The sequence below is a fragment of the Gelidibacter sp. genome (assembly GCF_053579655.1).
This window is the reverse complement of sequence record NZ_JBMDWE010000018.1, coordinates 64,127-86,872: the sequence shown is the minus strand read 5'-3', so window position 1 is coordinate 86,872 and position 22,746 is coordinate 64,127. Positions and strand designations below refer to the sequence as shown.

Below are 22,746 nucleotides of genomic sequence, written 5' to 3'. Positions count from 1 at the left end.
GTTTGTTTTGTAGTAGTAATTGGAAGTGGTTGTAGTAAGATCACTACAGAGATTAATATTTTGTTCAAATTATATATAATAAAAAATCCTCAGCACATTTCTGTGTTGAGGATTTCCATTGTGATTTTGCTTTGGACTATAGAGCCGTTGCAGTGTATGTTACTTTTTGAGTGTAAGTTCCAGGTGCTTTTCCTAAAAGTACAGTTTGTGCTTTTTCCGCTGAGATGGAGTAATCGATGCTCAATGATTTTTTAGCTCCTAAAGTTGCGTTCGAAACCAAAACTTGATCTGCATTCGATAGAGTGATTTGATTAAGAGTTCCAACCATTGTTCCGCCAGATACTGCTTTCACTTGAAGTACGCTTACTGGAATAACATCAGTTCCGCTTGTAAAGTTTTCGCCTTCTGCCTTTACCTTAACATCAAAGTTTTTAGAAGACGTTACGATCAAGCTGTTTTCCACCGTTACATTTTTAGCCGTATTGTAATCTGTTGTAGTCACGTAGTTGAAATCCACGATTCCTTCAGATGCAACGCTTCCAGAATCAATTGAGATCACATCAGATAAGATGATTTTTACGGTGGTGCTAACTGGATTAGAATTTATTCCTTTTTGTGCATTTACATTGTTAGTTCCCATTACGAATGCTCCAAGAGCTAATGTTGCGATGATGATTTGTTTTTTCATGATTTTTAATTATTAGGGGTTGTTAGGTTTTTTATTTTGGTTCTTTTGAACACTGCAAAGATATGTGAGGGCTTTAGTTTGTTTTGTAGTAGTAATTGGAAGTGGTTGTAGTAAGATCACTACAGAGATTATTGTGAACAGAAGTACAGGAAATAAGAAGCCTTTAAAACCTGTTATTATAATGAGGGTCTTTACTAGAATTTTGCTTTAGACTTTTAGGATCTTATGAAGCACATTACTTGTCCTGTATTTAATTTAGGTGTTTTCCCGAAAGTACAGTTTGTTCTTTTCTGCAGTTTAAAGGAAATGCTTAAAGGTACATACCTACAAAATTTACATATGTTGCAATACTTGTCAGCGATAGGGTTTTTTCTTTAGCGTTACCGGTTATAATTCCATCCTCAGGATACTCAATTTTTAATTTATCCGATGTTTTGACGCATTCTCTTATTTGTATCGATTCTAAATTGTTATCTTTGCCCTTCAGAAAAAAATAAGATGAAGAACCTAGTAATAGCTCTCGCTGCTTTTTCCCTATTAGCTGCGTGTAAAAACGAGAACGAAAAAAAAGATAATTCTGCCGTTCAACAATCGACCAATGAACAGGTCGTTAATGTCTATACCCACCGTCATTATGAGCCAGACCAAGAAATCTTCAATAAATTTGAAGAGAAAACTGGCATTAAAGTAAAAGTGGTCAATGCAAGTGCAGATGAGTTGATTCAGAAAATGAAAATGGAAGGCAAACAATCGCCTGCTGATGTTTTGATTACTGTAGATGCTGGACGATTAAGTCGCGCTAAAGAGCTAGGTTTATTACAAAGTATAGATTCTGAAATCTTAGAAAATACAGTGCCTTTACATTTACAGGATGTCGATAACCAATGGTTTGGCTTAACCAAAAGAGCGCGGATTATAGCTTATGCTAAAGACAGAGTAAAACCGGAAGAATTATCCACTTATGAAGATTTAGTTAATAAAAAGTGGAAAGGAAAAATATTGGTAAGATCCTCTTCTAATATTTACAATCAATCCTTAATGGCTTCCATTATAGCTAATGATGGCGAGGAAGCAGCCAAAAAATGGGCAGAAGGCATGGTTGCAAATATGGCGCGTTCTCCAAAAGGCTCCGATAGAGATCAAGTAAAAGCGGTGGTAGCAGGCGAAGGCGATCTAGCGATTGTCAATTCCTATTATATCGGAAAGATGTTAAACTCTCCAGATCCTGAGGAAGTGAAAGCAGCAAATCAAATAGGTTTGTTTTTTCCAAATCAGAACGATAGAGGAACGCACATCAATGTTAGTGGTGCAGGTGTTGCTAAATATGCACCAAACAAGGAAAACGCCATTCTGTTCATTGAATATTTAATTAGTGAAGATGCACAGAACATATTTACGAATGCTAATTACGAATATCCTGTTTTAGAAAGTGTAGCGCCAGTTCAAGACATTAAAAATTGGGGAGATTTTAAAGAAGATAACTTAGGATTAAACAAATTAGGCGAACATAATAAAAAAGCAGTTTTGATTTTTGATGAAGCAGGTTGGAAATAGAAATAAGGCTTTCTCATTAAAAACGAGGCTCCAAAGACTCAAAAGAGATAGTAACAGATGGTCAGTCTTTACGCTGGCCATCGTCTTTTTCTTGGCTTTACCCATTATGTTTATTGGGGTAGAGTTGTTTTCTGGTCCTGGGGAAACATGGAGTCACATCGTTAAATTCTTATTGCCAGAATATATTTGGAACTCCTTATATCTGGTCTTTTTTTGTAGTATCATCGTTTTGGTAGTGGGGATTTCCTCAGCGTGGTTGGTGTCGCGTTTCGACTTCCGTTTTCGTAAACAAATGGAATGGCTGCTGATCCTTCCACTGGCGATCCCTTCGTATATTGTTGGCTATGCTTATGCCGGGATTTTCGATTATGGAGGCAGTTTGGAACTTCTGTTTCGACAGCTGAATCTCGGTTTTATACGTATTGATATCATGAATCGCGCGGGACTGGCCTTTGTATTGAGTATTTCTTTGTTTCCTTATGTTTATGTCAGTGCAAGAGCGTTCTTTTTGAATCAGGCCAATAATCTTTTAGAAGCTTCTAAAATGTTGGGCGTTAGTGAACGTAAAACCTTTTTCAAACTGATGTTACCCCTTTCGCGCCCTGCTATTGTTGCTGGATTGGTTTTAGTGTGGATGGAGGTCCTTAACGATTATGGCGCCGCCAGTTATTACGGGGTCAATACCTTTACAACCGGAATCTTCCGATCGTGGTTTTCATTGGAGGAGCCCGAAACAGCTGTGTATTTATCCGCCTTGTTAATCGTCATTATTTTCGCCTTGATCCTTTTCGAAAAATGGCAAGTGCGGAAAGTGAAGTTTACCTCTTCAAAAACCAATAGCACACAAATCCAGCGTAAAGAGCCTTCGAAGTGGATGAAATGGGGCATCTTTTCCGTCGTATTTCTACCAGTGCTTTTAGGGTTTATTTTACCTGTAGCACAATTGATTTATTGGGCGGTACTAACGGCGTCTACGGTTTTTGATATGGAGTTTATCATGATTTCGCTGCAAAGCTTCGGCATCGCGATTACCTCTGCTGTGATTACCGTGTTTTTTGCACTTTTATTGATTTACTTTTCCAAATGGAGCACGTTGCGTTCGGTTAAAAATATTGCAAGAATCGGCGTTTTAGGATATGCCATTCCAGGGGCTGTGATTGCCATTGGGATTATGATTCCAACCTTAGCCTTAGACAAATGGCTGATTAAAATATTAAGCAATTTTGGGATTAATTCGGGATTAATCATCAATGGCACCTTGATTGCGCTATTTTATGCCTATGCCGTTCGTTTCTTGGCTGTAGCCTATAACCCGATAGATTCCACAGCATTAAAAGTCGATAATTCGATTCCTGATTCATCTAAAGTTTTGGGTGTAGGAAATTTAAAAACGTTTTTTAAGATTGAATTTCCACTCATTAAAACAGGCGTATTCAGTGCCGTGATTTTGGTTTTTATTGATGTGATGAAAGAATTGCCATTAACCCTCATTTTGAAACCCTATCACATTGATACGTTAGCCGTGAAAGCCTTCGAATACGCAAGTGACGAGATGGTCATGGAAGCAGCCATCCCGTCTCTTTTCATTATCTTTACCGCCATGCTTCCGGTGATATTTTTAAATAAATTATTGATTAAAAGATAACCATGTTAACAATAGATTCTCTTTCCAAAAGTTTTGATAAGGGCAAAAACTACGCCTTAGAAGATGTGACTTTCAATTTGAAGGCAGGACATGTTTGTGCCATTGTAGGAGAGAGTGGAAGTGGAAAAACAACTTTGGTGCGCTTAATTGCCGGGCTCGAAAGGCCCGATCATGGCACTATTTTAATGGGTGGAAAAGTGATGGCATCCTTAGGGAAATTTGTGCAGCCTGAAAAAAGAAAGATCGGATTGGTTTTTCAAGAATATGCTCTTTTTCCACACTTAACCGTTTTGGATAATGTGTTATATGGGATTTCAAAAGTAAAGAACAAGAAAGCAAGAGCACAGGAAATGCTTGATTTGGTTGGTTTGCACGATATGGGATCGCGCTATCCACACCAACTTTCGGGAGGACAGCAGCAACGGGTGGCATTAGCACGAGCTTTAGCGCCAGAACCTTCGTTATTGATTTTAGACGAGCCTTTTAGTAACCTTGATGCGATGTTGCGGACGCAATTGCGAAATGAGGTATTTGATATTATCAGAAAGACGAAAGTCACGGTCTTGTTCGTTACCCACGATACGCAGGATGCGCTTTCAGTCGCCGATGAAATTTTAATCTTGCAAAATGGTAAGGTCGTTCAAAAAGATGCGGCGGCAAATCTCTATGTAAATCCCAATACCTTATATGTCGCTTCCTTATTTGGAAGCACTGTGCGCATCAATAAGAACTTACAGAATGCTTTTAAGTGTCCGTTGAAGGAAACTTGTTGTCACGCTATTCGGAACGAAAAGATTAGAGTGAATCCTACTGCTGAGGATTTTGACTGTGAATACATCACAACCGCTGAGGTCATTAAAAAGATTGAACTGGGAGATTCCGTTCAATTACTATTAAAGCTGGAGTCTGGCGAGCAGTTAACTGTAATGACCCAAGATAAAAATATTGCAGATACCATCCATATTGGATTTAACTCGAAGGACATCTTAGAGTTTGATCAGGAATAATAACCTGTGCTGCAAAATATGAGGATTTCTACGACGCATTGTAATATCCATCTGATAAAAATTAAGCTTCTCTTTTTAGGGAGGCTTTTTTGTTTTAGATGGGAATTCGAGGCCACGAATTTCTTTGAAGCGCCAAAGAATATTTTTTGTTCAACTCATTAACGATTGAATTTTCAAATACGATTTCTGAAATTTCGGTCTGATTTTTTTACGTCTTCTACTCATTCTATTTCGGTTATTTTATATCTTTATGCTATTCGTAATTGTTATTTTCTTTTTGATTTCAGGAATTTAATTAAATACTTTTGTTTTGTGATCTTCAATATCAAGTATTTATGTGAAAAACGGACAATGTCAGTAGGTTCCGCATGGCAAATGTAGTGGTGCTCTAAATTGAGCATGGTTTTTCAATTGTTTTTTATATTTAATATCGGATAAATTAGTCTGATATAGATTCAGAGCTTATATTTGTAGTACGAAGTCAGGTTTATGCTTTTTAAAATCTTGCGAATGGAACCGTAAAGCATGTGTTTCTTTACCTAAATCAGAGTAAAGAACAAGTTTAAATCTTAAGGAAATTGCAAAAAAAAGTCAATTCATTTATTGCTTTTACTGCGAAAACACTTTATCAACTGACTGAAAGTTGTGTGTTAACATCCAATCAAGAGTCCTCTGAAGGGTTCGAAAGCATTTCAAATAATTGATACGCTTGTATTAATTACTAGTGTTTTCGCCATCAATGACTACTCCGCTTAAAAGGGATGTGTGTTAGAATTTAATTACCGTATTGCCAATTTACTTGTAAACTATGCGAGTGATTTTTGGGCATTTGGTATGAACTAAAGGAAATATTCTCAACTCAATGAGCCTGTTTTTATTCGATAAAACTGGAATGTTGGTTGAATATTTTTAGAAGCCAAGAATATTTGAACAATAAATATTAAAACGGAATAAATTAAACTTTATGAGAAAATATAAGATAGTAATCTTGTTGTTTCTAATGGCCCTCCCAAATATTTTAAGTGCCCAAGAGAAAATCACGACAGATAATTGGCTTACCAGCCCTGGGATTATTGGGACTTTCATCTTAATAGCCATTGTACTGATCATCGCGATCATTATTTTATTCATTAAAATAAATGGTTATATCGATACTTTAAAGCGTCGGCAGCTCAGTAAAAATCAAATCGCATTTGATGATGAGATTGTGGCCTTGGACGAAGCGGGCATCGATAGTATCTTAGAAAAGCGAAAAGCAGCTTTAAAATACAAGTTACAAGGGGACGAATTATCGGGAGAAAACGAAGCGATTGATGAAAAAGGTTTGTTGCAACGCGTGGTAAGAAATCCAAGCAATGCATTTTTTGCTGAAAAGAAAAAAACATCGCTCAGTCTCGAAACACCTCAAGAGTTAAAGAAAATTGTCATTTATTATATTGGAGCGGCGACATTGTGGTTGGTGTTAGGCACCTTGATTGGACAGTATTTAGGAATGAAGTTTGTTTGGCCCGAAATGGACCATCAACAATGGTTTAGTTTTGGTCGTTTGCGGCCTGTGCATACCAATATGGTGTTCTGGGGATGGTCATCCTTAGCGATGATTGGCCTGGGGTATTTTGTCATTGCACGCACTTCAAACACCAAAATCTACAATTATAGCTGGGCATGGATAGGATGGGCGCTTATCAATGCAACCGTCCTATTGGGTAGTATATGTTTGATGGCAGGCATCAATAATGGCGGTGGAGAATATAGAGAGTACATCTGGCCGGTCATGTTACTTTTCGCCATTGGCTTGATTATCACGTTCTGGAATTTCTATAAAACCGTTGCCACCCGTAAAATTTCAGAAATATATATATCGAACTGGTTTATTCTGGCGTCTCTAATTTGGACCATTGTATTGGCCATCATTGGCTATTTGCCGTTTTATCAAGATGGCTTGGGAGAAACCGTCATACAAGGTTATTATATGCACCAAGGTGTTGGGATGTGGTTTATGACTTTTACCCTCGGCTTGGTGTACTACTATCTGCCTTCATCACTGAATAAACCTATTTATTCCTATTCCTTAGGAGTTTTGGCATTTTGGACACAGATGTTGTTCTATACCATGATTGGCACGCATCACTTTGTCTTTAGTCCGTTGCCATGGTGGTTGCAAACTATAGCGATTGTGTTTAGTGCCGGAATGGCCATTCCGGTTGTGGCTGGGACTACTAACTTTTTAATGACCATGAAAGGAAGTTGGAATCACATTTCCAAAAGTTATGTGCTCCCGTTTTTCTTGGTGGGCACCGTATTCTATTTTGTGGGTTCCATGCAAGGCAGTGTGCAGGCTTTTCGATTTACCAATTTTGTCTGGCACTTTACTGATTTTAACGTGGCCCACTCGCATATGACCATGTATGGTATTGTCGCGTTCTTCCTGTGGGCTTCCATTTATGCAATTGTACCAAAATTGACCGGAAGGGAACCTTCACAGGTATTGGTAGGTGCTCATTTTTGGTTGGCCTTTATAGGACTTTTTGCCTATATGATGTCGCTCATGGCAGGTGGTACCTACAAAGGTTTAAGTTGGATTGACAGTAATCCCTTTATCGAATCGGTCATATTGATGCGTCCGTATTGGGTGTGGCGTGCCATTGGGGGTTCGCTGATGTTTACCTCCCACTTGGTGTTTGCCTATAATTTTTATTATATGGTAAAAGGATACGATAAGATGAGTCCGTCATTGAAATCGAAAAAAGTAGAAGAAATAACCGTTTAATAATACCTATAACATGCTTAATTTTCACAAAGAACATAAAAATTTGGTACTTACAGCAGGTGGTGTATTTATTGCTTTGAGTATTCTTATCGCTATCCTTCCAGCTTTTCAGATGCAAAAAACGGAGCCCATTCCCGATGAAAAACCATTGACCGCCAATGAACGCGTAGGCCTTCATGTGTATGTGTCTGAAAACTGTATGGCTTGCCACACGCAACAGGTTCGTAATATCGAAATGGACAAAGTATGGGGGAGCAGGCCATCCATTCCTTCAGATTATTTTTATAGCAAACAGCGAATGGACGTTTGGCGACAATCGCCCTCTCTTTTGGGAAGTGAACGTACCGGGCCGGATTTGACCAATATTGGAGTGCGTCAACCCAGCGAAGATTGGCATTTGCTCCATTTGTACAATCCAAGAGCGGTCGTTTCAGCCTCTGTGATGCCCTCTTATCCTTGGTTGTTTAGAGAAGTGGATAGTTCAGCCGTAAATAAGGGTGATAAGGTTGTCGCCGTTCCGAAGGAATTATTTAATAAACCGGGTCTAAAAATAGTTGCGTCCAATGATGCCCTGCGCTTGGTGGATTATTTAAAATATCTGAAACAAACGGAATTACCAGGTGGCGTAGATGCTTTTATCCCAGCGCTTAAAAAAATCCAGGCCGAACGCGCCGAGGGTGGCAGTCAAGCATTGGATGGTGGCAAACTGTTTTCGCAAGTGTGTGCAGCATGTCATCAAGAAACAGGCAAGGGTGTTGTGGGTGCTTTTCCGTCATTGGTTGGAAGTGCCATTGTAAATGATGCCAATTCAGAAAAACTGATCAGGATCATCATACAAGGTTACAATGCGCGTCCCGATTATGGCGTCATGCCACCATTTGGCGACCAACTTAATGATGCTGAAATTGCAGCTATTCTGACCCATGAACGCAGTAGCTGGGGTAATGCTGCACCAGCTGTGACTGTAGAGGATGTGGCTAAAATTCGACAATATGTGGAGATGGAACTAAATAAATAAGAGATGAAAAAAAGAGCTTTATTAGGGGCGTGGTTATTTTTTTGGGGTCCATATATGACCTTCGCTTGCGATCTCTGCAAGAAAAATCAACCGAAAGGATTTGAAAATATTACCCATGGCCAAGGACCATCGGGAAACCTCGACTATTTTATTATTTGGGGCGCTGTTATTATTGTTGGTTTTACGCTTTTCTACAGTCTTAAATATTTAATAAGACCTAAGGAGAACAACCCCGACCATATCAAGAATATTGTTAGAAACGAAGGATTTTAAAATTATGGAAGATAATAGAATCATAAAAGTTTTTTTGGATGATAGCCCACAGCCATTTGCATCCTTTGCGCCACCGGTTAAGATCGTCTTGGATACCACCAAGATTCCCGACGGGAAACACACGTTGAAAATTGTGGCAAAATCCTCAAATAATATCGAAGGCGTTCGTGAAATACCATTTATTGTGCGCAACGGACCTGAAATAGCGGTGGTGGGCTTAAAAGATAATGAAACGGTTGATGCTCAAATTCCGATTACCATCAACGCTTATGGCAGTGAAACCTCCGATTTTTTTGTAATTCGAGGTTCTGAAACACCAAAGGCCGTCCCTGCTTGGGTTTGGGCTTTAGTGATTATATTTATTGCTTTTGGTCTATTCTATCTTATTATGTATTGGAATATGGACCTTTATAAATCTTTTGTGTAGATAGGGAGAACGAAATTCTCAACTTGGAGGACTCGTAAAGCCTTAAAGATTTGTATTTTGAAATACGAATGTTCTTGGTATCTTAAAAAAGTTATAACGCAAAGTTGCACAAAAGAGATACGAAGTTTCGCGAAAAAATGGTTCTTAAATTCACAATGAATTTGAGCCAAATCCGGTTAACGTCATTGAGGAAAGCACAGCCCCAGAGGGGCGAAATATTAATAGATTATAAAATTAAAGAATGATCAGAGTCCCAGAGGGACGCCATATTCTCTTTAGCAAACGTTAATGTAGGAAAACACATAATCGTATTTCGGTAGCTTAAAAACAATAAATGATATTTATATAACAAAATTTTAATTCGGATAGTTTTGTCCTAATTAAAATTATGTTTAGTTTTGCACTATAATTTTAGGGAAAGAGCGGTTGCTTTTATTGAATTTTATTCAAAAATTACAGGTTATGCAAAACCAACATGTATAAAACTTTTATCCCTTAATTTTGAAAAGAACTTAAACTATAAGATTCCCACCTTCGTGGGAATGAAAATAAATAATTTTAATAACAATAAAAAATAGTACGCTACATGAAAACAGCATCATTAACCAACAACATTGAATACCACGAGACCCGTCCAACCATTCAAGTATTATTAGAAACTGAGAACGGCAAGGAAATTCGCATCGCTTTTAAGAAAGGCCAAGTTATGAAAGAACATAAAACGCCTTTCGCTATTGTGGTCGAAATTTTTGAAGGCTGTATTGATTTCGGAGTCAACGGAGAGATTCATACATTAAATAGAGGTGATTTGGTGTCGTTGGAAGGTGATGTGCCTCACGATTTGACTGCTGTAAAAGACAGTATCGTCCGGTTAAGTTTAAATAAAGGCGATAGTGCTAAACGTGTGGAAGATGTTGCGAAAAATTCTTGATACAAAAATCAGACCTCACTACTAAACTTCTCGTCCATAACTGAAACATAAAACACAACATCTAAAACATCAAATTATGAAACGTACAGCTCATGTCGTGTGGAACGGCTCATTAAAAGAAGGCGAAGGAAAAATTACCACCCAAAGTAAGGTTTTGAACAATTCAGAATATTGTTTCAATTCTCGATTTGGAGAAGGCAAAGCCACTAATCCAGACGAATTGCTCGCAGCAGCTCATGCCGGGTGTTTTGCGATGGCGTTAAGCATGATTCTTGGAAAGGAAGGCTACACTCCAGATGCTCTTGAGGTGTCTTCAGCAGTAAATATGGATGTCGATAAGCTGGAACTTACCGGATCTCATTTGACGCTCAAAGCAAAAATACCGAACATCACGCAAGATAAATTTATGGAATGTGCCAACGCCGCCAAAGATAACTGTCCAGTCAGTAAAGCCTTGAGCTTAAAAATTACCATGGACGCCCAACTCTTATAATTTCAATTACATTATAAAATTGTAAATATGAACAGCGCACAAGATTTAGCTCGCAAAAAAGCAGATTTAGCTCCTCAACAAATTGAAGCCTGGCGCACTTTCAGTAAAACGGTATTTCAAGAAGGCGCTTTGGATGAAAAAACAAAACAACTTATTGCGGTCGCCGTTGCACACGTAACTCAATGTCCGTATTGTATAAGAGCTCATACTCCACAAGCAATGCGTAAAGGCGCTAGCAAGGAGGAGATTATGGAGGCCATTTGGGTGGCTGCTGCTGGACGGGCAAGTGGCGCTTATACGCATGCTGCTATTGCTGTTGATGCTATGGAAGGTAATATGGAAGAAAAGTTATATCCAACGTCTACCCCAGAAATGGCTAAGAAAAAGGCAGATTTGGCGCCGCATATCGTAGAAACTTGGCGAACTTTTAGTAATACCGTATTTAAGGCAGGAGCACTGGATGAAAAAACAAAACAATTGATCGCTTTGGGAGTTTCACATGTGACTCAATGTGCCAATTGCATTAAGGGACATACAATAACAGCAAGTCGAAAAGGTGCCAGTAAAGAACAAATGATGGAAGCCATTTGGGTGGCTGCAGAAATGCGTGCCGGTGCGGCTTATGCCCACGCCTCCATTGCGATGGAAGAGATGGATAAGTTGTAAATAACACCTGTTATTTAAAGAAAAAAAGACAACACCTACTTAGTCCCAATCTGAAGCACTCCCTTTTTATGTGCTGAAGGTTGGGATTTTTTTAACCAAAATGCTCAGGATAATACCTGATTTCATTGGACGACTTAGTTTAACTTTAACATCTTAAACGGAAGTGTTTTTACAGCCTTAAAGTGATTCCGGTTGAGGCACTCTGAATATTTATAGCATACAATTTATGGCATCTGAAAGTTACAGTTTTACTTATATCAATGAGTTCGATGAAGAATGCAGCGCAGCATTCAAGCTCAACGAATATCATAATTTAATGGACCTGCTCTTTGATAAGTATATGGAAGATGTTGGCGACTGCAAGGGTCGGGCATGGTGTGGCACTTGTGACATTCAAATTCTTGAAGGCAGTATTTCTGAAAAGATGGAAGCGGATGAAAAAGAGACGCTTTCAAAAAGCGAGGCTGTTACAGTAAACAGTCGCTTAGCATGTCAGATACCAGTGAGCGCTGAGTTGCACAACTTGGTTTTCAGAATAATGCCACGGACGTAATGGTCGTGCGTACTGTTGCATTCATGAAATTGATAGCAAATAATTTACACCTGATTTTTAGAGAAGTGCTGTTTTGTGTTTTCATCGTAATATTGATTTAAGGATAACCTATTTAAACTCGCTTGTATTTTTTTAGACACTAATTTCACTAATTGACACCAATTAAAAATCTAAAGGATTTTTAAAAATTAGTGAGTATTCGTGAAACCCGCCTGAATGACGCAGTCGGGCAGGTTCGTGTCTTATATTTTTTAGTTTTTTAGAAATTCTATTCGACTTTAATCTCCGCAATTCTTTTTAAAATTTCAACAGCTTCGTGGTTATGCGTTTCATCTGAAGGCGCTTCCCTCAGATTCAAATCCCTCAATTTTGTACCAAGATTTACTAATTTCCAGAAATGGTAAGAATCATTGGGATAGGGGATTTGAAAGCAATCCATTTTTGATACCTCCTTGTATTTTTCGAGATAGCTGGGTGAATGTAATACGGCATAACTAAAATCCAGCAGATCTTTAATGTCAAAAATGTCCTTAAACTCGTCACGCACTTCGGGGTTGTTAGCCATGCAGACATGGTTTTCTGCATCTTTTTCAGATAGAAAGGTTAGCTTCAGTTTTTCTTCAATTTTTTTGATTGCCTCGAGGTCGATGCCTGCGCTACTTTCGGAAGTATTTAGAGCGGTTTGATCGGCAGTAGAATCTTTGGGTATAGAATTTCCTATTTTAAAATTTGGGTAAAGAGCGTCCTTTGTAACTGAAAAAGTTACTGTATTCTGCGCTGATTGATTCTCATTTTCCATTTCATGCCATCTGTTTTTTAGACACGAATATTTACTAGGTTTTTTAAATACCTCAAGTTTTTTGATTCGTGTAATTAGGTCACAAATCTCAATGAGCCTAACTAATTTATCCGTGTAACTCCGTGAAGCCCGCCTAAACGGACGGTCAGGTCAGTGTCTAAATATTATTGTCAAGTTTAGATTACAAATCAATCTCAAGTCCAATTGGGCAATGGTCCGACCCCATAACATCTGAATAAATAGTAACGGCTTTTATTTTATCCACTAAAACTTTACTGATCAAAAAGTAATCAATTCTCCAGCCCGTATTGCGCTCTCGTGCCTTGAAACGGTAACTCCAATAGGTGTAGGCAACTGTATCAGGATGTAAAAGTCTAAAAGAATCGACAAATTGATCTTTCAGAAAATTATCCATCCCGTCTATTTCAATTTGAGTATAGCCCGCTGTTTTGTTGTAGTTTGCTTTGTCATTTTTAAGATCTATGGCACGGTGTGCCACGTTAAAGTCACCACAGGCAATCACAGGTTTGATTTTTTCAAGATTTGTGAGATAGGCCAAGAAGTCCGCGTCCCATTGTTGACGATAGCCCAATCGCTCCAGTTTTTGACCCGAATTTGGAACATAGACATTGACCAGAAAAAAGTCCTCAAATTCGGTACATTGCACCCTTCCTTCATTGTCGTGCTCGGCAATTCCCATATCGTTAGTAAAGGAAATCGGTTCGGTTTTACTCAACACTGCAGTGCTGGAATATCCTTTTTGTACTGCGGAATTATAATGCTTGTGATAACCCTCTAACGGTTTTAATGCGTTTGCGGTTTCATCAACCTGCGCTTTGGTTTCCTGAAGGCAAAGCACATCGGGATTTAGTTTTATAATGGTGTCGAAAAAATCTTTCTGAACAACGGCGCGAATGCCATTGACATTCCATGAAATAATATGCATCTCTTAATTTTTAACACTAAAGATAATTGAATTGGAACTTATTAAAGAACAAGTGTTGTAAGAAGTTTAATAATGAATAACAAATATCGAATATCGAATGTTGAAGTATTGAATGTTGAAGTATTGAATGTGTCGTTTATTACGGAATAGTGCTTTTTAGGAAGTTGATTAAAAGTATTTTTAAGTTTTTATTTCCGTTGCGACCTTTGCGAAAACCTTTGTGTCTTTGCGTTTAATTGATCTAACCGCAATGGACGCAAAGTTATGCGCAAGGAACGCAAGGAGATTGAAGTTGAAGCAGCCAGCCCATTCTAAGCTTTTGCGGAGGCGGGAAATTGAATCCGCTTAGAAATTATTTATCGTTATCTTCAGAACATGAGAGCTTTTAATGTCGAATTCTGAATAACGACCCGCCCGAACGTACCTTTTTAGTACGGGCAGGATGTTGAAGTATGGAATGCGTCGTTTAATTTGAGATGGTTTTTGTAAAGTAGATTAAAAGTATTTTTAAGTTTTTATTTCCGTTGCGACCATTGCGAAAACCTTTGTGTCTTTGCGTTTAATAATGTTAGCCGCAAGGAACGCAAAGTTCAGCGCAAGGAACGCAGGTATGGAATTGTAGGTGAAATCGAACTATTGCATCGAGAGTTTATCGATGATGCTCTTATGTTTTTAATGTGTTGAATTCTAATGAAGTATGTTTTTATTTCGTTAGGTTGCACTTGTGTTAAATGTTATGTAATTCTTAATTTTAAATCCGATAAACTCCTCCGATTTGAAAACTATTAATTATCTTTAGGTTGGATTTACATCTTTTTTAAAGACAAATAAACCATACACTGGTTTTATCTGGTAACGTAAAACAAAACCTGCCCCTTTTGTTACTATTGATTTATTCAAGATTAATTTACCAAGACAGTTCTTTTCGTGGTAGATTATGGCATAGACGCGTCGCAAATACTCTAAAGCGATCCTGTGCTGAAGACTGGAATCTCTTTATCTTCTGGTCGAAAAAGGAATTTACGCTTAGAATTCTAAAAAAACTTTTTAAGTAGTTGTCATTATGGAGGTCGATCCGGAAATCAATTTATAAAATACTTAAATCATGAAAAAGTTGACAAATTATTCAAAAAATGCATTCACATGGATGACCATTTTCTTTTTATTTATTTCAGCAAACGCACTTGCACAGACTGCTAAAGTCGTTGCAATTACAGGGACGGATCAACTTAAGTTTTCAGTTGAAAGTATCCAAGCCACACCTGGGCAAAAAATTACCGTCAAATTATCTAATGAGAGCAAATTTCCTGCGGCTGCGATGTCACACAATTTCGTGTTGTTGAAGGAATCAACTGATGCAGAGGCTTTTGACAAGGCGGGAATGAAACATGCCGACAACGGTTATATTGATCCAAAACTGAAAGACCAGATTATTGCTCATACAGGTATGGCCGCTGGCGGAAAAACGGTAGAAGTAACTTTTAATGCACCTAAAAAACCTGGAAAATACATGTACATCTGTACGTTTCCAGGACATTTTGGAGCCGGTATGAAGGGAATACTTACAGTAAAATAAGCAAGGTTTAAAAAATCATCTAGATTTTAGTGGACCATAATATTTCAGTAATACTAATTAATAAAAAACAAAAACATGAAAACATTTAAAATTAACACAATGATGCTACTATTTGTGGCTGCCCTATTTTCAATGCCGACTATGGCGCAGAATAAAACCACTCCCACGCTTACCGATGCCGAAATTGCATCGGTGGCTGTAACCGCCAATCAGATTGATGTGGATTATGGGAAAATCGCTCTAAAAAAATCAAAAGAAGCGGAAATTCGAAAATTTGCACAAACCATGATTGACGACCACACCTCTGTTATTAATCAAGCAGTGGCATTGGCAAAAAAATTAGGTGTTACCCCAAAAGATAATGCCGTTTCCAAAAGTTTGATGGATGATGCCAAAAAAACAAAAATGACTTTAGACAGTAAGGAAGGGAAAGCATTTGACAAAGCTTATATTGATAATGAAGTGAGCTATCACGAAGCAGTGATCTCCACCGTTAAAAATGTCCTGATCCCGCAAACTCAAAATGCAGAGTTAAAAGATTTGTTGCAGAGTGTTTTGCCAATATTAGAGCATCACTTGCATATGGCAAAAAACGCTCAAGCCAACCATAAGATGTAGGACATGACAACAGGTAAGCTGTGGAGCGTTTTAGTGTTATGTGGAATCGGTTTGCTGTTTTTTGTAAACCGTTCTTTTGTTGAAAGTCAAAAGACAGATGCACTATGGCCATTAAGGAGTTTCACTGCCATTAATCCAACCCTAGTCACAAATACCAAGCATATCGTGATTATAAAAGGAATGGTGTTTGACCCAGCCGAGTTGCACGTGCACAAAGGAGATACAGTCCTATGGATAAACAAAGATCTCGTGCCTCACAACATTACGGATTTTCCTAAAAACAGATGGACTTCAGGTACTTTGGCCTTGAGCAGTTCCTGGGAAAAGAGCATCAGCAATACCTTTGAATATTATTGCAGTATCCATCCCACAATGAAAGGAAAGATAATCGTTGACCCCTAACGAGAAAGGGTTACGTATGTTTTACTAATGTTTTTCAAAAACGACCATTTCAGACTGAAAATCTGGAGGGTCGTTTTTTTATTGAAGCAATGGAAAAGTGTTAAGCAAGGAGGCAACTGATGTAAACCAAAATCATTGGCCCGTTTCATAAGTTCCGTTGAAACGTCGGAAGCGTACATTTGTTTTAAAAAAGGATGGCTTATTGATTTTTTGAGCTATTCAAAATAGATCCTAATCGTCATCAAGTTCTCCGTTTTTTTGTTCTGTTTTTGTTCTTTTATTTTTAATTTCAGAAAGATGAAGACCTTTCTCTCGAATAAATAAACTATGCTTTGGACTGCCAATAATTTGAGAAGAATAAACGCCGGTATGACCTGAAAATAGATAAGCTGTAGAACAAGCCAAGGCAATAAAAACTCCTGATTCTATTCCGAAAAGTTCAATACCCATTACAGTACAGGCGAGAGGTGTATTGGTAGCTCCTGCAAAAACGGCTACAAATCCCATTCCGGCAAGTAAACCCATTGGCAAAGGAATAAACCAGATGAGTACATTTCCTAAAGCAGCACCAATAAAAAATAAAGGTGTTACTTCACCTCCTTTAAAACCAGCGCCGAGGGTAAAGGATGTGAATAAAAGCTTTAAGATGAAATCGTAAGAATTAAGATCAATGTTAAAAGCATCCACTATTGTAGGTATTCCAAGACCAATATATTTGGTCGTACCCATAAAATAGATGGCAATTGCCAATAGGGTTCCTCCAATGACAGGACGGAGTGGTGGATATTTAATATGCTTATTAAAAAGATTGCTCCAAAAATGAGTCGATTTTGAAAAGAGCATGGCCACCAGACCAAAAATAATTCCGGCCAATAAAGACCATAACAAATTTATGGGCGTCATTTCTGCAACAGTACTAATAGTATATTGGGTATGTGAAACACCCCATATTTCACAAAAATAATTGGCAAAAACTGCGGCCATAAAACTTGGGATTATGGCGTCCAATCGTATCCGACCTAGAATCAGAACTTCCAATGCGAAAATTCCGCCAGCCAAGGGCGTGCCAAAAACAGAGGCAAAACCTGCGCTTATACCTGCAATCAATACAATTTGCCGATCGCGTTTGGATAGGTTGAGAATTTTTGTAAATCGATCCGCAATCGCGCCGCCAATCTGTACTGCTGTTCCTTCACGACCTGCCGAACCGCCAAATAAATGGGTTACAATGGTTCCAAACAAAACGAGTGGCGCCATTCTAAATGGAATTATTTTCTTCGGAGAATGAAGCTCTTCAAGCAATAAGTTATTGCCTTTTACAACACTACTTCCAAATAAGTGATAGGATAATCCGATGATAAATCCTCCAACAGGCAATAAGGCGATAATCCATAAATGTGATTCTCTGTAGTTTGTAGCCCATTCTAAACTCAGTAAGAAAAAAGCAGAAACACCTCCAACGATGACTCCTAAGACCAAGCAGATGAGAGTCCATTTTAAAAGATATAATAAAGTGGGTATTTGTTCGAATGAGAATAAAAAACTCTTAATTTTATTTTTGTCCATATTGCCTTAAATAATGATTCTACGGTAGCGTAAGCCATTAAAAGTAGATGTCATCAGTTCCAAGCGGAACGGTTCAAGGCAGACCTCATTGCCGAATTTGAAAAGCAAAGATAAAATAAAAAAAAAGGTTTTATAGTAACTTGGAAAAAAAATTCTACTTTGAAAACTATTCTAAGGTAATTGTGCGTCTATTTATGATATTTCTGCAGAAAACAATCAAAGTCGCATAATGACGAGCTATTAATTCTATCAGATATAATTAATAAATAAAACTCAAAATCATGAACATTCTAAATAAAACAGCCATAGTAACCGGTGCAAGTAGCGGGCTTGGTGCGGCCATTTCGGAAGCATTGATTCATAGTGGCGCAAAAGTATATGGGGTTGCGCGAAACGTAAAAGCACTGCAATCCTTAAAAGATAAATTGGGCGATCACTTTGTGTCAGTTCCTTTGGATATTTCAAATCATGAAACTGTAAAAAGCTGGATTAACGAAACCTTTTCAGAAAGCCATAGTCCCGAAATTCTCATTAATAATGCGGGAACTGGTTCCTTTGGTAAAATAGATGAAATGCCTTCTGAAGAATGGTTGACGATGATCAATACCAACTTAAACGGCTTGTATTTTATGACCTCACAAGTGGTTGGCCTAATGAAGAAAAAGGAAGAAGGATCCCATATTATAAATATCGGCTCTATTTTAGGAAGTACAGGTAGGGCGGAATCTGCAGCATATTGTGCTACAAAATTTGGAATTCAAGGATTTAGTGATGCTTTGTTCAAAGAACTTCGCTTTTTTAATATCAAAGTCACGTGTTTTAATCCAGGTTCCATTGATACTCATTTTTTTGAAAGTTCAGGAATCGCCTCACATCATAATATGCTACAACCAAAAGATTTGGCCAACACCTTGGTGTATATCTTGCAGACACCAGACAATATGCTTATTAGTGATATTACCATTAGACCTTTAAATCCGAAGAGTCCTGAATAGGAGATAAACTACTACACTTCCATATCCCAGCTAAAGCTCGGGACTATTCATTTTTAATCTGAATGTATTGATAAAATCCAGGCCTGACAGGTGCATGGGTTGTTTCTCTATGCCATCGGGCAGATGTTGAGTCTGTCGTAGAGTTTCGGTTCTTTTGGAGTAGCATAGTGATTTGCAGTGTCAAAACGCCATTCCGCTTAACATTCCAGATGTTGAAATGCTCAAAAACGACATCTGAGCAGCTCATCTGAAATTTAAAACGTAATAATCTCAATCGATTTTATGTTTTGAAATCCTATAATTGACCCTATTCTACATAAATATCCGGTTTCTTAATTCAAAATAATTAACGGAATTACCACGACATATCTACAACTATTCAGCAATGATAGCACAATTCTTAAAAAAGATGTTTCTCTGTTAATATTTTCATAAAAGAACTCTTGTAGAGTTCGTTTTAATATGTACATTGCATTATGTATTACATAATGCCTTTATTAATGTTAATTCAATTTTAATTAATTCAAACAGTTTAATATGAGAAACAAAGACTTCAATATCATGTATTTGATATTTATTTTGCTTTTTGCCTTACCAGCCTTAAGTTTTGGTCAGGATATGAGCGTAACAGGTACAGTGATTTCATCGGGAGATCAATTGCCATTGGCCGGAGCCACTGTTATTGTTAAAGGCACTAGCACTGGTGCGGTTACCGATTTTGATGGAAATTATACCATCAAAGCGAAGGCTGGAGACATGCTTGTGTTCAGTTTTGTGGGTTATAAAGCCAGCGAAGCTAAAGTTACAGGGCAGACATTAAACATATCTTTAGCTGAAGATACCGCCATGTTGGACGAAATTGTCATCACAGGGTATGGTAAACAAAGTAGGTCACAATTGACAACTTCAGTTTCGAAATTGGATACTAAAATTCTAGAAACATCCACAAGATCTAACGTCGCCACGGCATTACAGGGTACAATTGCGGGCTTGCGAGTGACTAACACAACTGGACAACCTGGCTCTACGCCACAAATTATTTTGCGTGGAGGCACTGGTTTTAGCGGTACAGGTTCACCTTTAATATTAATTGATGGTATTCCAGGTTCTTTCTATGCTTTGAATGCCGATGATATCGAGTCTGTTGAGGTCTTGAAAGATGCGGCTGCAACGGCTATTTACGGGGCAAGATCTGCTAATGGTGTTATTTTGGTAACCACAAAAACAGGTAAGGTTGGGCGTTCTTCCATCAATTATCGCTATAAGTTCAGTACTAATAAAGAAAGAAACGATCAACACTATCTTGGTGCTGAAGACCATATCAATTATAACAGACAAGGTATTGCTTGGTATAGAAATGTTGTAGGTGATCCTAATGCGTTTGTAGCTTTTTTAAATGGCGCAAACAGTATGGGTACGGGTAATAATGCTACAAATGATCCATTTACGACACAAAGATTATCATCTGCCAATAGCTATTTATTGAATACACCAGGATGGAAGTACATCCCGGATGTAGTGAATCCAGGTCAGGAAATTTTGTTTTACGACGCTACGGATATTTCCGAACGTATCTATCAAAATAGTGTGTCCAAAGATCATTATTTATCCTTTGATGGCGGTAATGAAAAAGGGACTTACTATTTAGGGTTAGGAGCTTTGGATAACGAAGGTCTTATTTTAGGCTCTGGATTTAAACGTTACTCAGGAAAGTTTAGCGGTACTTATAAAATTACTGATAATTTTAAAGTCAACTCAAACGTCCTCTACTCGCATTCTAATTTGAATAGGAGTCCATTAGGAAGTGATGATACGGTGTTTAGTAGATTTCAAGGTCAGGCGCCAACTTCCAGAACTTATGACAGTAATCCTGATGGTTCTTGGTCAGATCAATATGCTACAGGTACAAACTTTAGTTTTGGGAATCCATTATATTACCAAGATAAATTTGATAGAACTAATTTAGAGCAACGTTTATCTGCCTCTGTTGGTGTTGATTGGGACCTTGTAAAAGATTTGACTTTATCGGTTAATGGAAGCCATTTTACAGTCAATAATCATGATGAAAGTTTTAATAAAGCTTATAGAGAAGGTAGTACTACTGGTCCATTAAATACCACGAGACTAGCAGGATTTAGCTTAGATAGAACCTTAAGAAATCAATTGACAGGAACTTTGAACTATATGAAAAAGTTTGGAGATCATAATTTTAATGCATTGGTTGGTGGGGAATATTATAAAGACAATTTCTTTCAGTCACGTGCCGGGACACGGAATTCTCCAACCGATTTAATTGGAACTGCTAATGCCGGTGCAGTAGCCAATGGTATTCCAACGAGTTTTGAAACTGAATATGTAATAGTATCTACTTTTGGTCGCTTGTTATATGATTATGATAACCGTTATTTATTTGGCTTTACTTATAGATATGATGGGTCTTCAAGACTAGCAAATAATAAATACGACTTTTTCCCAGGCGTATCTTTGGGTTGGAATGTGCATAACGAAGAATTCTTTAAAGAATCATCAATCAAAAATATCATTACGAGATTAAAACCGAGATTAAGTTATGGTGTTAATGGTAATCAAGATGTGTTGAGCAATTATGGAGTTTACGGGGTTTATGGGCAAGACAAGGATGCGAATGGAAATCTTATTTTTCCATATGTATATAACGGTCAAACAGGGTATGCTAATACAGTATTGCCTACGTTAGACTTAGTGTGGGAAAAGTCAACAACCTTAAATGCTGGTTTAGATATCTCATTTTTTGATGACCGAATTTCAATTATTACTGATGTGTACTCAAGAGACATTAAAGATAAATTAGCGCTTTTAGAATTGCCTTATTATACTGGGTTTAGAAATATATTAACTAACAACGGGACCATAAGAAACAAAGGTTTTGAGATGCAATTCAATGCTGATATTCTTAGGACTGAAGATGTAACTTGGAATTTTGGTGCCACTTTTAGCTCTAATAAAAACTATGTGGTAAAACTTCCTGAAAATGATAACGAGTTTAATAGACAAGGCGGTACATTGATTTGGAATTCAAAAACTGGCAAAGAAGAATGGGTAGGTGGTTTTCAAGAAGGTCAACGTTCTGGTCATGATTTAGTAGTCGCTTTTGAGCAAGCCGGTATTTATGCCACACAGGCTGAAGCTGATGCAGATAATGGGATAAGAGATAATTATATGCCCGTGAATAGCCGTAACAAACGTTGGGCAGGTGATGTGAAATGGAAAGATCAAAATGGCGATGGTGTTATTGATGGTCTGGACCGAAAAATTATTGGACGTACCACTCCGGATTTTGTTGGAGGATTCACAACGAGTGTAGCATATAAAAACTTTAGCTTATTTGTAAAAACGGATTTTGCTACAGGTCATTTAGTATGGAATCATCTCGACAATAAAGGATATGCTCAAACTCAAGGTAATCAAGCACTACCTACTAGAGTCGGAGATTCTTGGACTCCAACTAATACAGATGCCGATTGGCCGCGTTTTGTTTTTGTTAACGGGTCTAAAAACGTGTGGAGAGGTGGTGAAAGTACCAGCGATTTACAAAACTATGGGAACGAAAAATTCTGGGAGAAAGGAGACTATTTAGCATTACGTGAAGTAACTCTAAATTATAACTTACCAACAGAATATTTTGATGGTGTTATTGATAGATTGAGTATTTATGTGACAGGTTCTAACTTGCATTACTTTAAAAGTATGAGAGGTGATACCCCAGAGATTGGTGGTATTCAGTTTGGGAATTTCCCTATGCCAAGAACATTTACTCTAGGTCTTAACGTAACGTTTTAA

At 37.8% G+C, this 22,746-nt stretch carries 20 protein-coding genes and 1 riboswitch; of the genes, 16 read left to right on the top strand and 4 right to left on the bottom strand.

Going from position 1 to position 22,746, the window contains the following annotated elements; genetic code table 11:
* Positions 1 to 136 precede the first annotated feature (136 nt).
* Positions 137 to 688 (bottom strand): peptidoglycan-binding protein LysM, encoded by a 552-nt coding sequence (locus ACOH2D_RS10700; protein WP_449535210.1) that lies wholly within the window; start codon positions 686 to 688, stop codon positions 137 to 139.
* A gap of 498 nt (positions 689 to 1,186) precedes the next feature.
* Here ACOH2D_RS10700 and ACOH2D_RS10695 point away from each other — a divergent pair, with 498 nt between their 5' ends.
* From ACOH2D_RS10695 to ACOH2D_RS10645, 11 genes are all read left to right on the top strand, one after another.
* A complete protein-coding gene (locus ACOH2D_RS10695) occupies positions 1,187 to 2,242 on the top strand; it encodes a Fe(3+) ABC transporter substrate-binding protein (protein WP_348038000.1) in 1,056 nt (351 codons plus the stop codon).
* Positions 2,223 to 3,887, top strand: coding sequence for an ABC transporter permease (locus ACOH2D_RS10690; protein WP_449535212.1), 1,665 nt, complete (start codon positions 2,223 to 2,225; stop codon positions 3,885 to 3,887). The genes ACOH2D_RS10695 and ACOH2D_RS10690 overlap by 20 nt, the downstream gene beginning before the upstream one ends.
* 2 nt (positions 3,888 to 3,889) lie before the next feature.
* Positions 3,890 to 4,894, top strand: a complete 1,005-nt coding sequence (locus ACOH2D_RS10685) for an ABC transporter ATP-binding protein (RefSeq protein ID WP_449535209.1) — start codon at positions 3,890 to 3,892, stop codon at positions 4,892 to 4,894.
* A gap of 964 nt (positions 4,895 to 5,858) precedes the next feature.
* On the top strand, positions 5,859 to 7,664 hold the full coding sequence (locus ACOH2D_RS10680; protein ID WP_449535208.1) for a cbb3-type cytochrome c oxidase subunit I: 1,806 nt from the start codon (positions 5,859 to 5,861) through the stop codon (positions 7,662 to 7,664).
* A 13-nt stretch (positions 7,665 to 7,677) separates the two neighbouring features.
* Positions 7,678 to 8,682 (top strand): cbb3-type cytochrome c oxidase subunit II, encoded by a 1,005-nt coding sequence (locus tag ACOH2D_RS10675; RefSeq protein WP_449535207.1) that lies wholly within the window; start codon positions 7,678 to 7,680, stop codon positions 8,680 to 8,682.
* A gap of 3 nt (positions 8,683 to 8,685) precedes the next feature.
* Positions 8,686 to 8,955, top strand: coding sequence for a hypothetical protein (locus ACOH2D_RS10670; RefSeq protein WP_348036106.1), 270 nt, complete (start codon positions 8,686 to 8,688; stop codon positions 8,953 to 8,955).
* A 4-nt stretch (positions 8,956 to 8,959) separates the two neighbouring features.
* Complete coding sequence (locus ACOH2D_RS10665; RefSeq protein ID WP_348036107.1) at positions 8,960 to 9,382, top strand: cytochrome C; 423 nt, start codon at positions 8,960 to 8,962, stop codon at positions 9,380 to 9,382.
* A 586-nt stretch (positions 9,383 to 9,968) separates the two neighbouring features.
* The gene (locus tag ACOH2D_RS10660; RefSeq protein ID WP_348036108.1) at positions 9,969 to 10,313 is read left to right on the top strand and encodes a cupin domain-containing protein; all 345 of its coding nucleotides are present in this window, start codon (positions 9,969 to 9,971) and stop codon (positions 10,311 to 10,313) included.
* Positions 10,314 to 10,389: 76 nt separating this feature from the next.
* Positions 10,390 to 10,806: an OsmC family protein gene (locus ACOH2D_RS10655; RefSeq protein WP_348036109.1), complete on the top strand. Its 417-nt coding sequence runs from the start codon at positions 10,390 to 10,392 to the stop codon at positions 10,804 to 10,806.
* Between the two features lie 27 nt (positions 10,807 to 10,833).
* Complete coding sequence (locus ACOH2D_RS10650) at positions 10,834 to 11,472, top strand: carboxymuconolactone decarboxylase family protein (RefSeq protein ID WP_449535206.1); 639 nt, start codon at positions 10,834 to 10,836, stop codon at positions 11,470 to 11,472.
* Positions 11,473 to 11,788: 316 nt separating this feature from the next.
* Positions 11,789 to 12,025 (top strand): 2Fe-2S iron-sulfur cluster-binding protein, encoded by a 237-nt coding sequence (locus ACOH2D_RS10645; protein WP_449535205.1) that lies wholly within the window; start codon positions 11,789 to 11,791, stop codon positions 12,023 to 12,025.
* Between the two features lie 268 nt (positions 12,026 to 12,293).
* On the opposite strand, the gene ACOH2D_RS10640 is transcribed toward ACOH2D_RS10645, so the two are convergent.
* Positions 12,294 to 12,824 (bottom strand): type ISP restriction/modification enzyme, encoded by a 531-nt coding sequence (locus ACOH2D_RS10640; protein WP_348036112.1) that lies wholly within the window; start codon positions 12,822 to 12,824, stop codon positions 12,294 to 12,296.
* Positions 12,825 to 13,005: 181 nt separating this feature from the next.
* Positions 13,006 to 13,770 carry an exodeoxyribonuclease III gene (locus ACOH2D_RS10635; protein ID WP_449535204.1) on the bottom strand — a complete coding sequence of 255 codons (765 nt, stop codon included), beginning with the start codon at positions 13,768 to 13,770 and terminating at the stop codon, positions 13,006 to 13,008.
* Between the two features lie 1,105 nt (positions 13,771 to 14,875).
* On the opposite strand from ACOH2D_RS10635, the gene ACOH2D_RS10630 reads away from it, so the two are divergent.
* The 3 genes from ACOH2D_RS10630 (at position 14,876) to ACOH2D_RS10620 (ending at position 16,366) form a co-directional block, all read left to right on the top strand.
* Positions 14,876 to 15,346: a plastocyanin/azurin family copper-binding protein gene (locus ACOH2D_RS10630; RefSeq protein ID WP_348036114.1), complete on the top strand. Its 471-nt coding sequence runs from the start codon at positions 14,876 to 14,878 to the stop codon at positions 15,344 to 15,346.
* A gap of 75 nt (positions 15,347 to 15,421) precedes the next feature.
* Positions 15,422 to 15,964 carry a DUF4142 domain-containing protein gene (locus tag ACOH2D_RS10625; RefSeq protein ID WP_348036115.1) on the top strand — a complete coding sequence of 181 codons (543 nt, stop codon included), beginning with the start codon at positions 15,422 to 15,424 and terminating at the stop codon, positions 15,962 to 15,964.
* Positions 15,965 to 15,967: 3 nt separating this feature from the next.
* The gene (locus tag ACOH2D_RS10620; RefSeq protein WP_449535203.1) at positions 15,968 to 16,366 is read left to right on the top strand and encodes a plastocyanin/azurin family copper-binding protein; all 399 of its coding nucleotides are present in this window, start codon (positions 15,968 to 15,970) and stop codon (positions 16,364 to 16,366) included.
* A 231-nt stretch (positions 16,367 to 16,597) separates the two neighbouring features.
* On the opposite strand, the gene ACOH2D_RS10615 is transcribed toward ACOH2D_RS10620, so the two are convergent.
* Positions 16,598 to 17,932 (bottom strand): voltage-gated chloride channel family protein, encoded by a 1,335-nt coding sequence (locus ACOH2D_RS10615; protein WP_449535202.1) that lies wholly within the window; start codon positions 17,930 to 17,932, stop codon positions 16,598 to 16,600.
* A 37-nt stretch (positions 17,933 to 17,969) separates the two neighbouring features.
* Positions 17,970 to 18,034: riboswitch (Fluoride riboswitch) on the bottom strand.
* Between the two features lie 179 nt (positions 18,035 to 18,213).
* On the opposite strand from ACOH2D_RS10615, the gene ACOH2D_RS10610 reads away from it, so the two are divergent.
* Complete coding sequence (locus ACOH2D_RS10610) at positions 18,214 to 18,927, top strand: SDR family oxidoreductase (RefSeq protein WP_348036118.1); 714 nt, start codon at positions 18,214 to 18,216, stop codon at positions 18,925 to 18,927.
* A gap of 537 nt (positions 18,928 to 19,464) precedes the next feature.
* Positions 19,465 to 22,746 carry a SusC/RagA family TonB-linked outer membrane protein gene (locus ACOH2D_RS10605; RefSeq protein ID WP_449535201.1) on the top strand — a complete coding sequence of 1,094 codons (3,282 nt, stop codon included), beginning with the start codon at positions 19,465 to 19,467 and terminating at the stop codon, positions 22,744 to 22,746.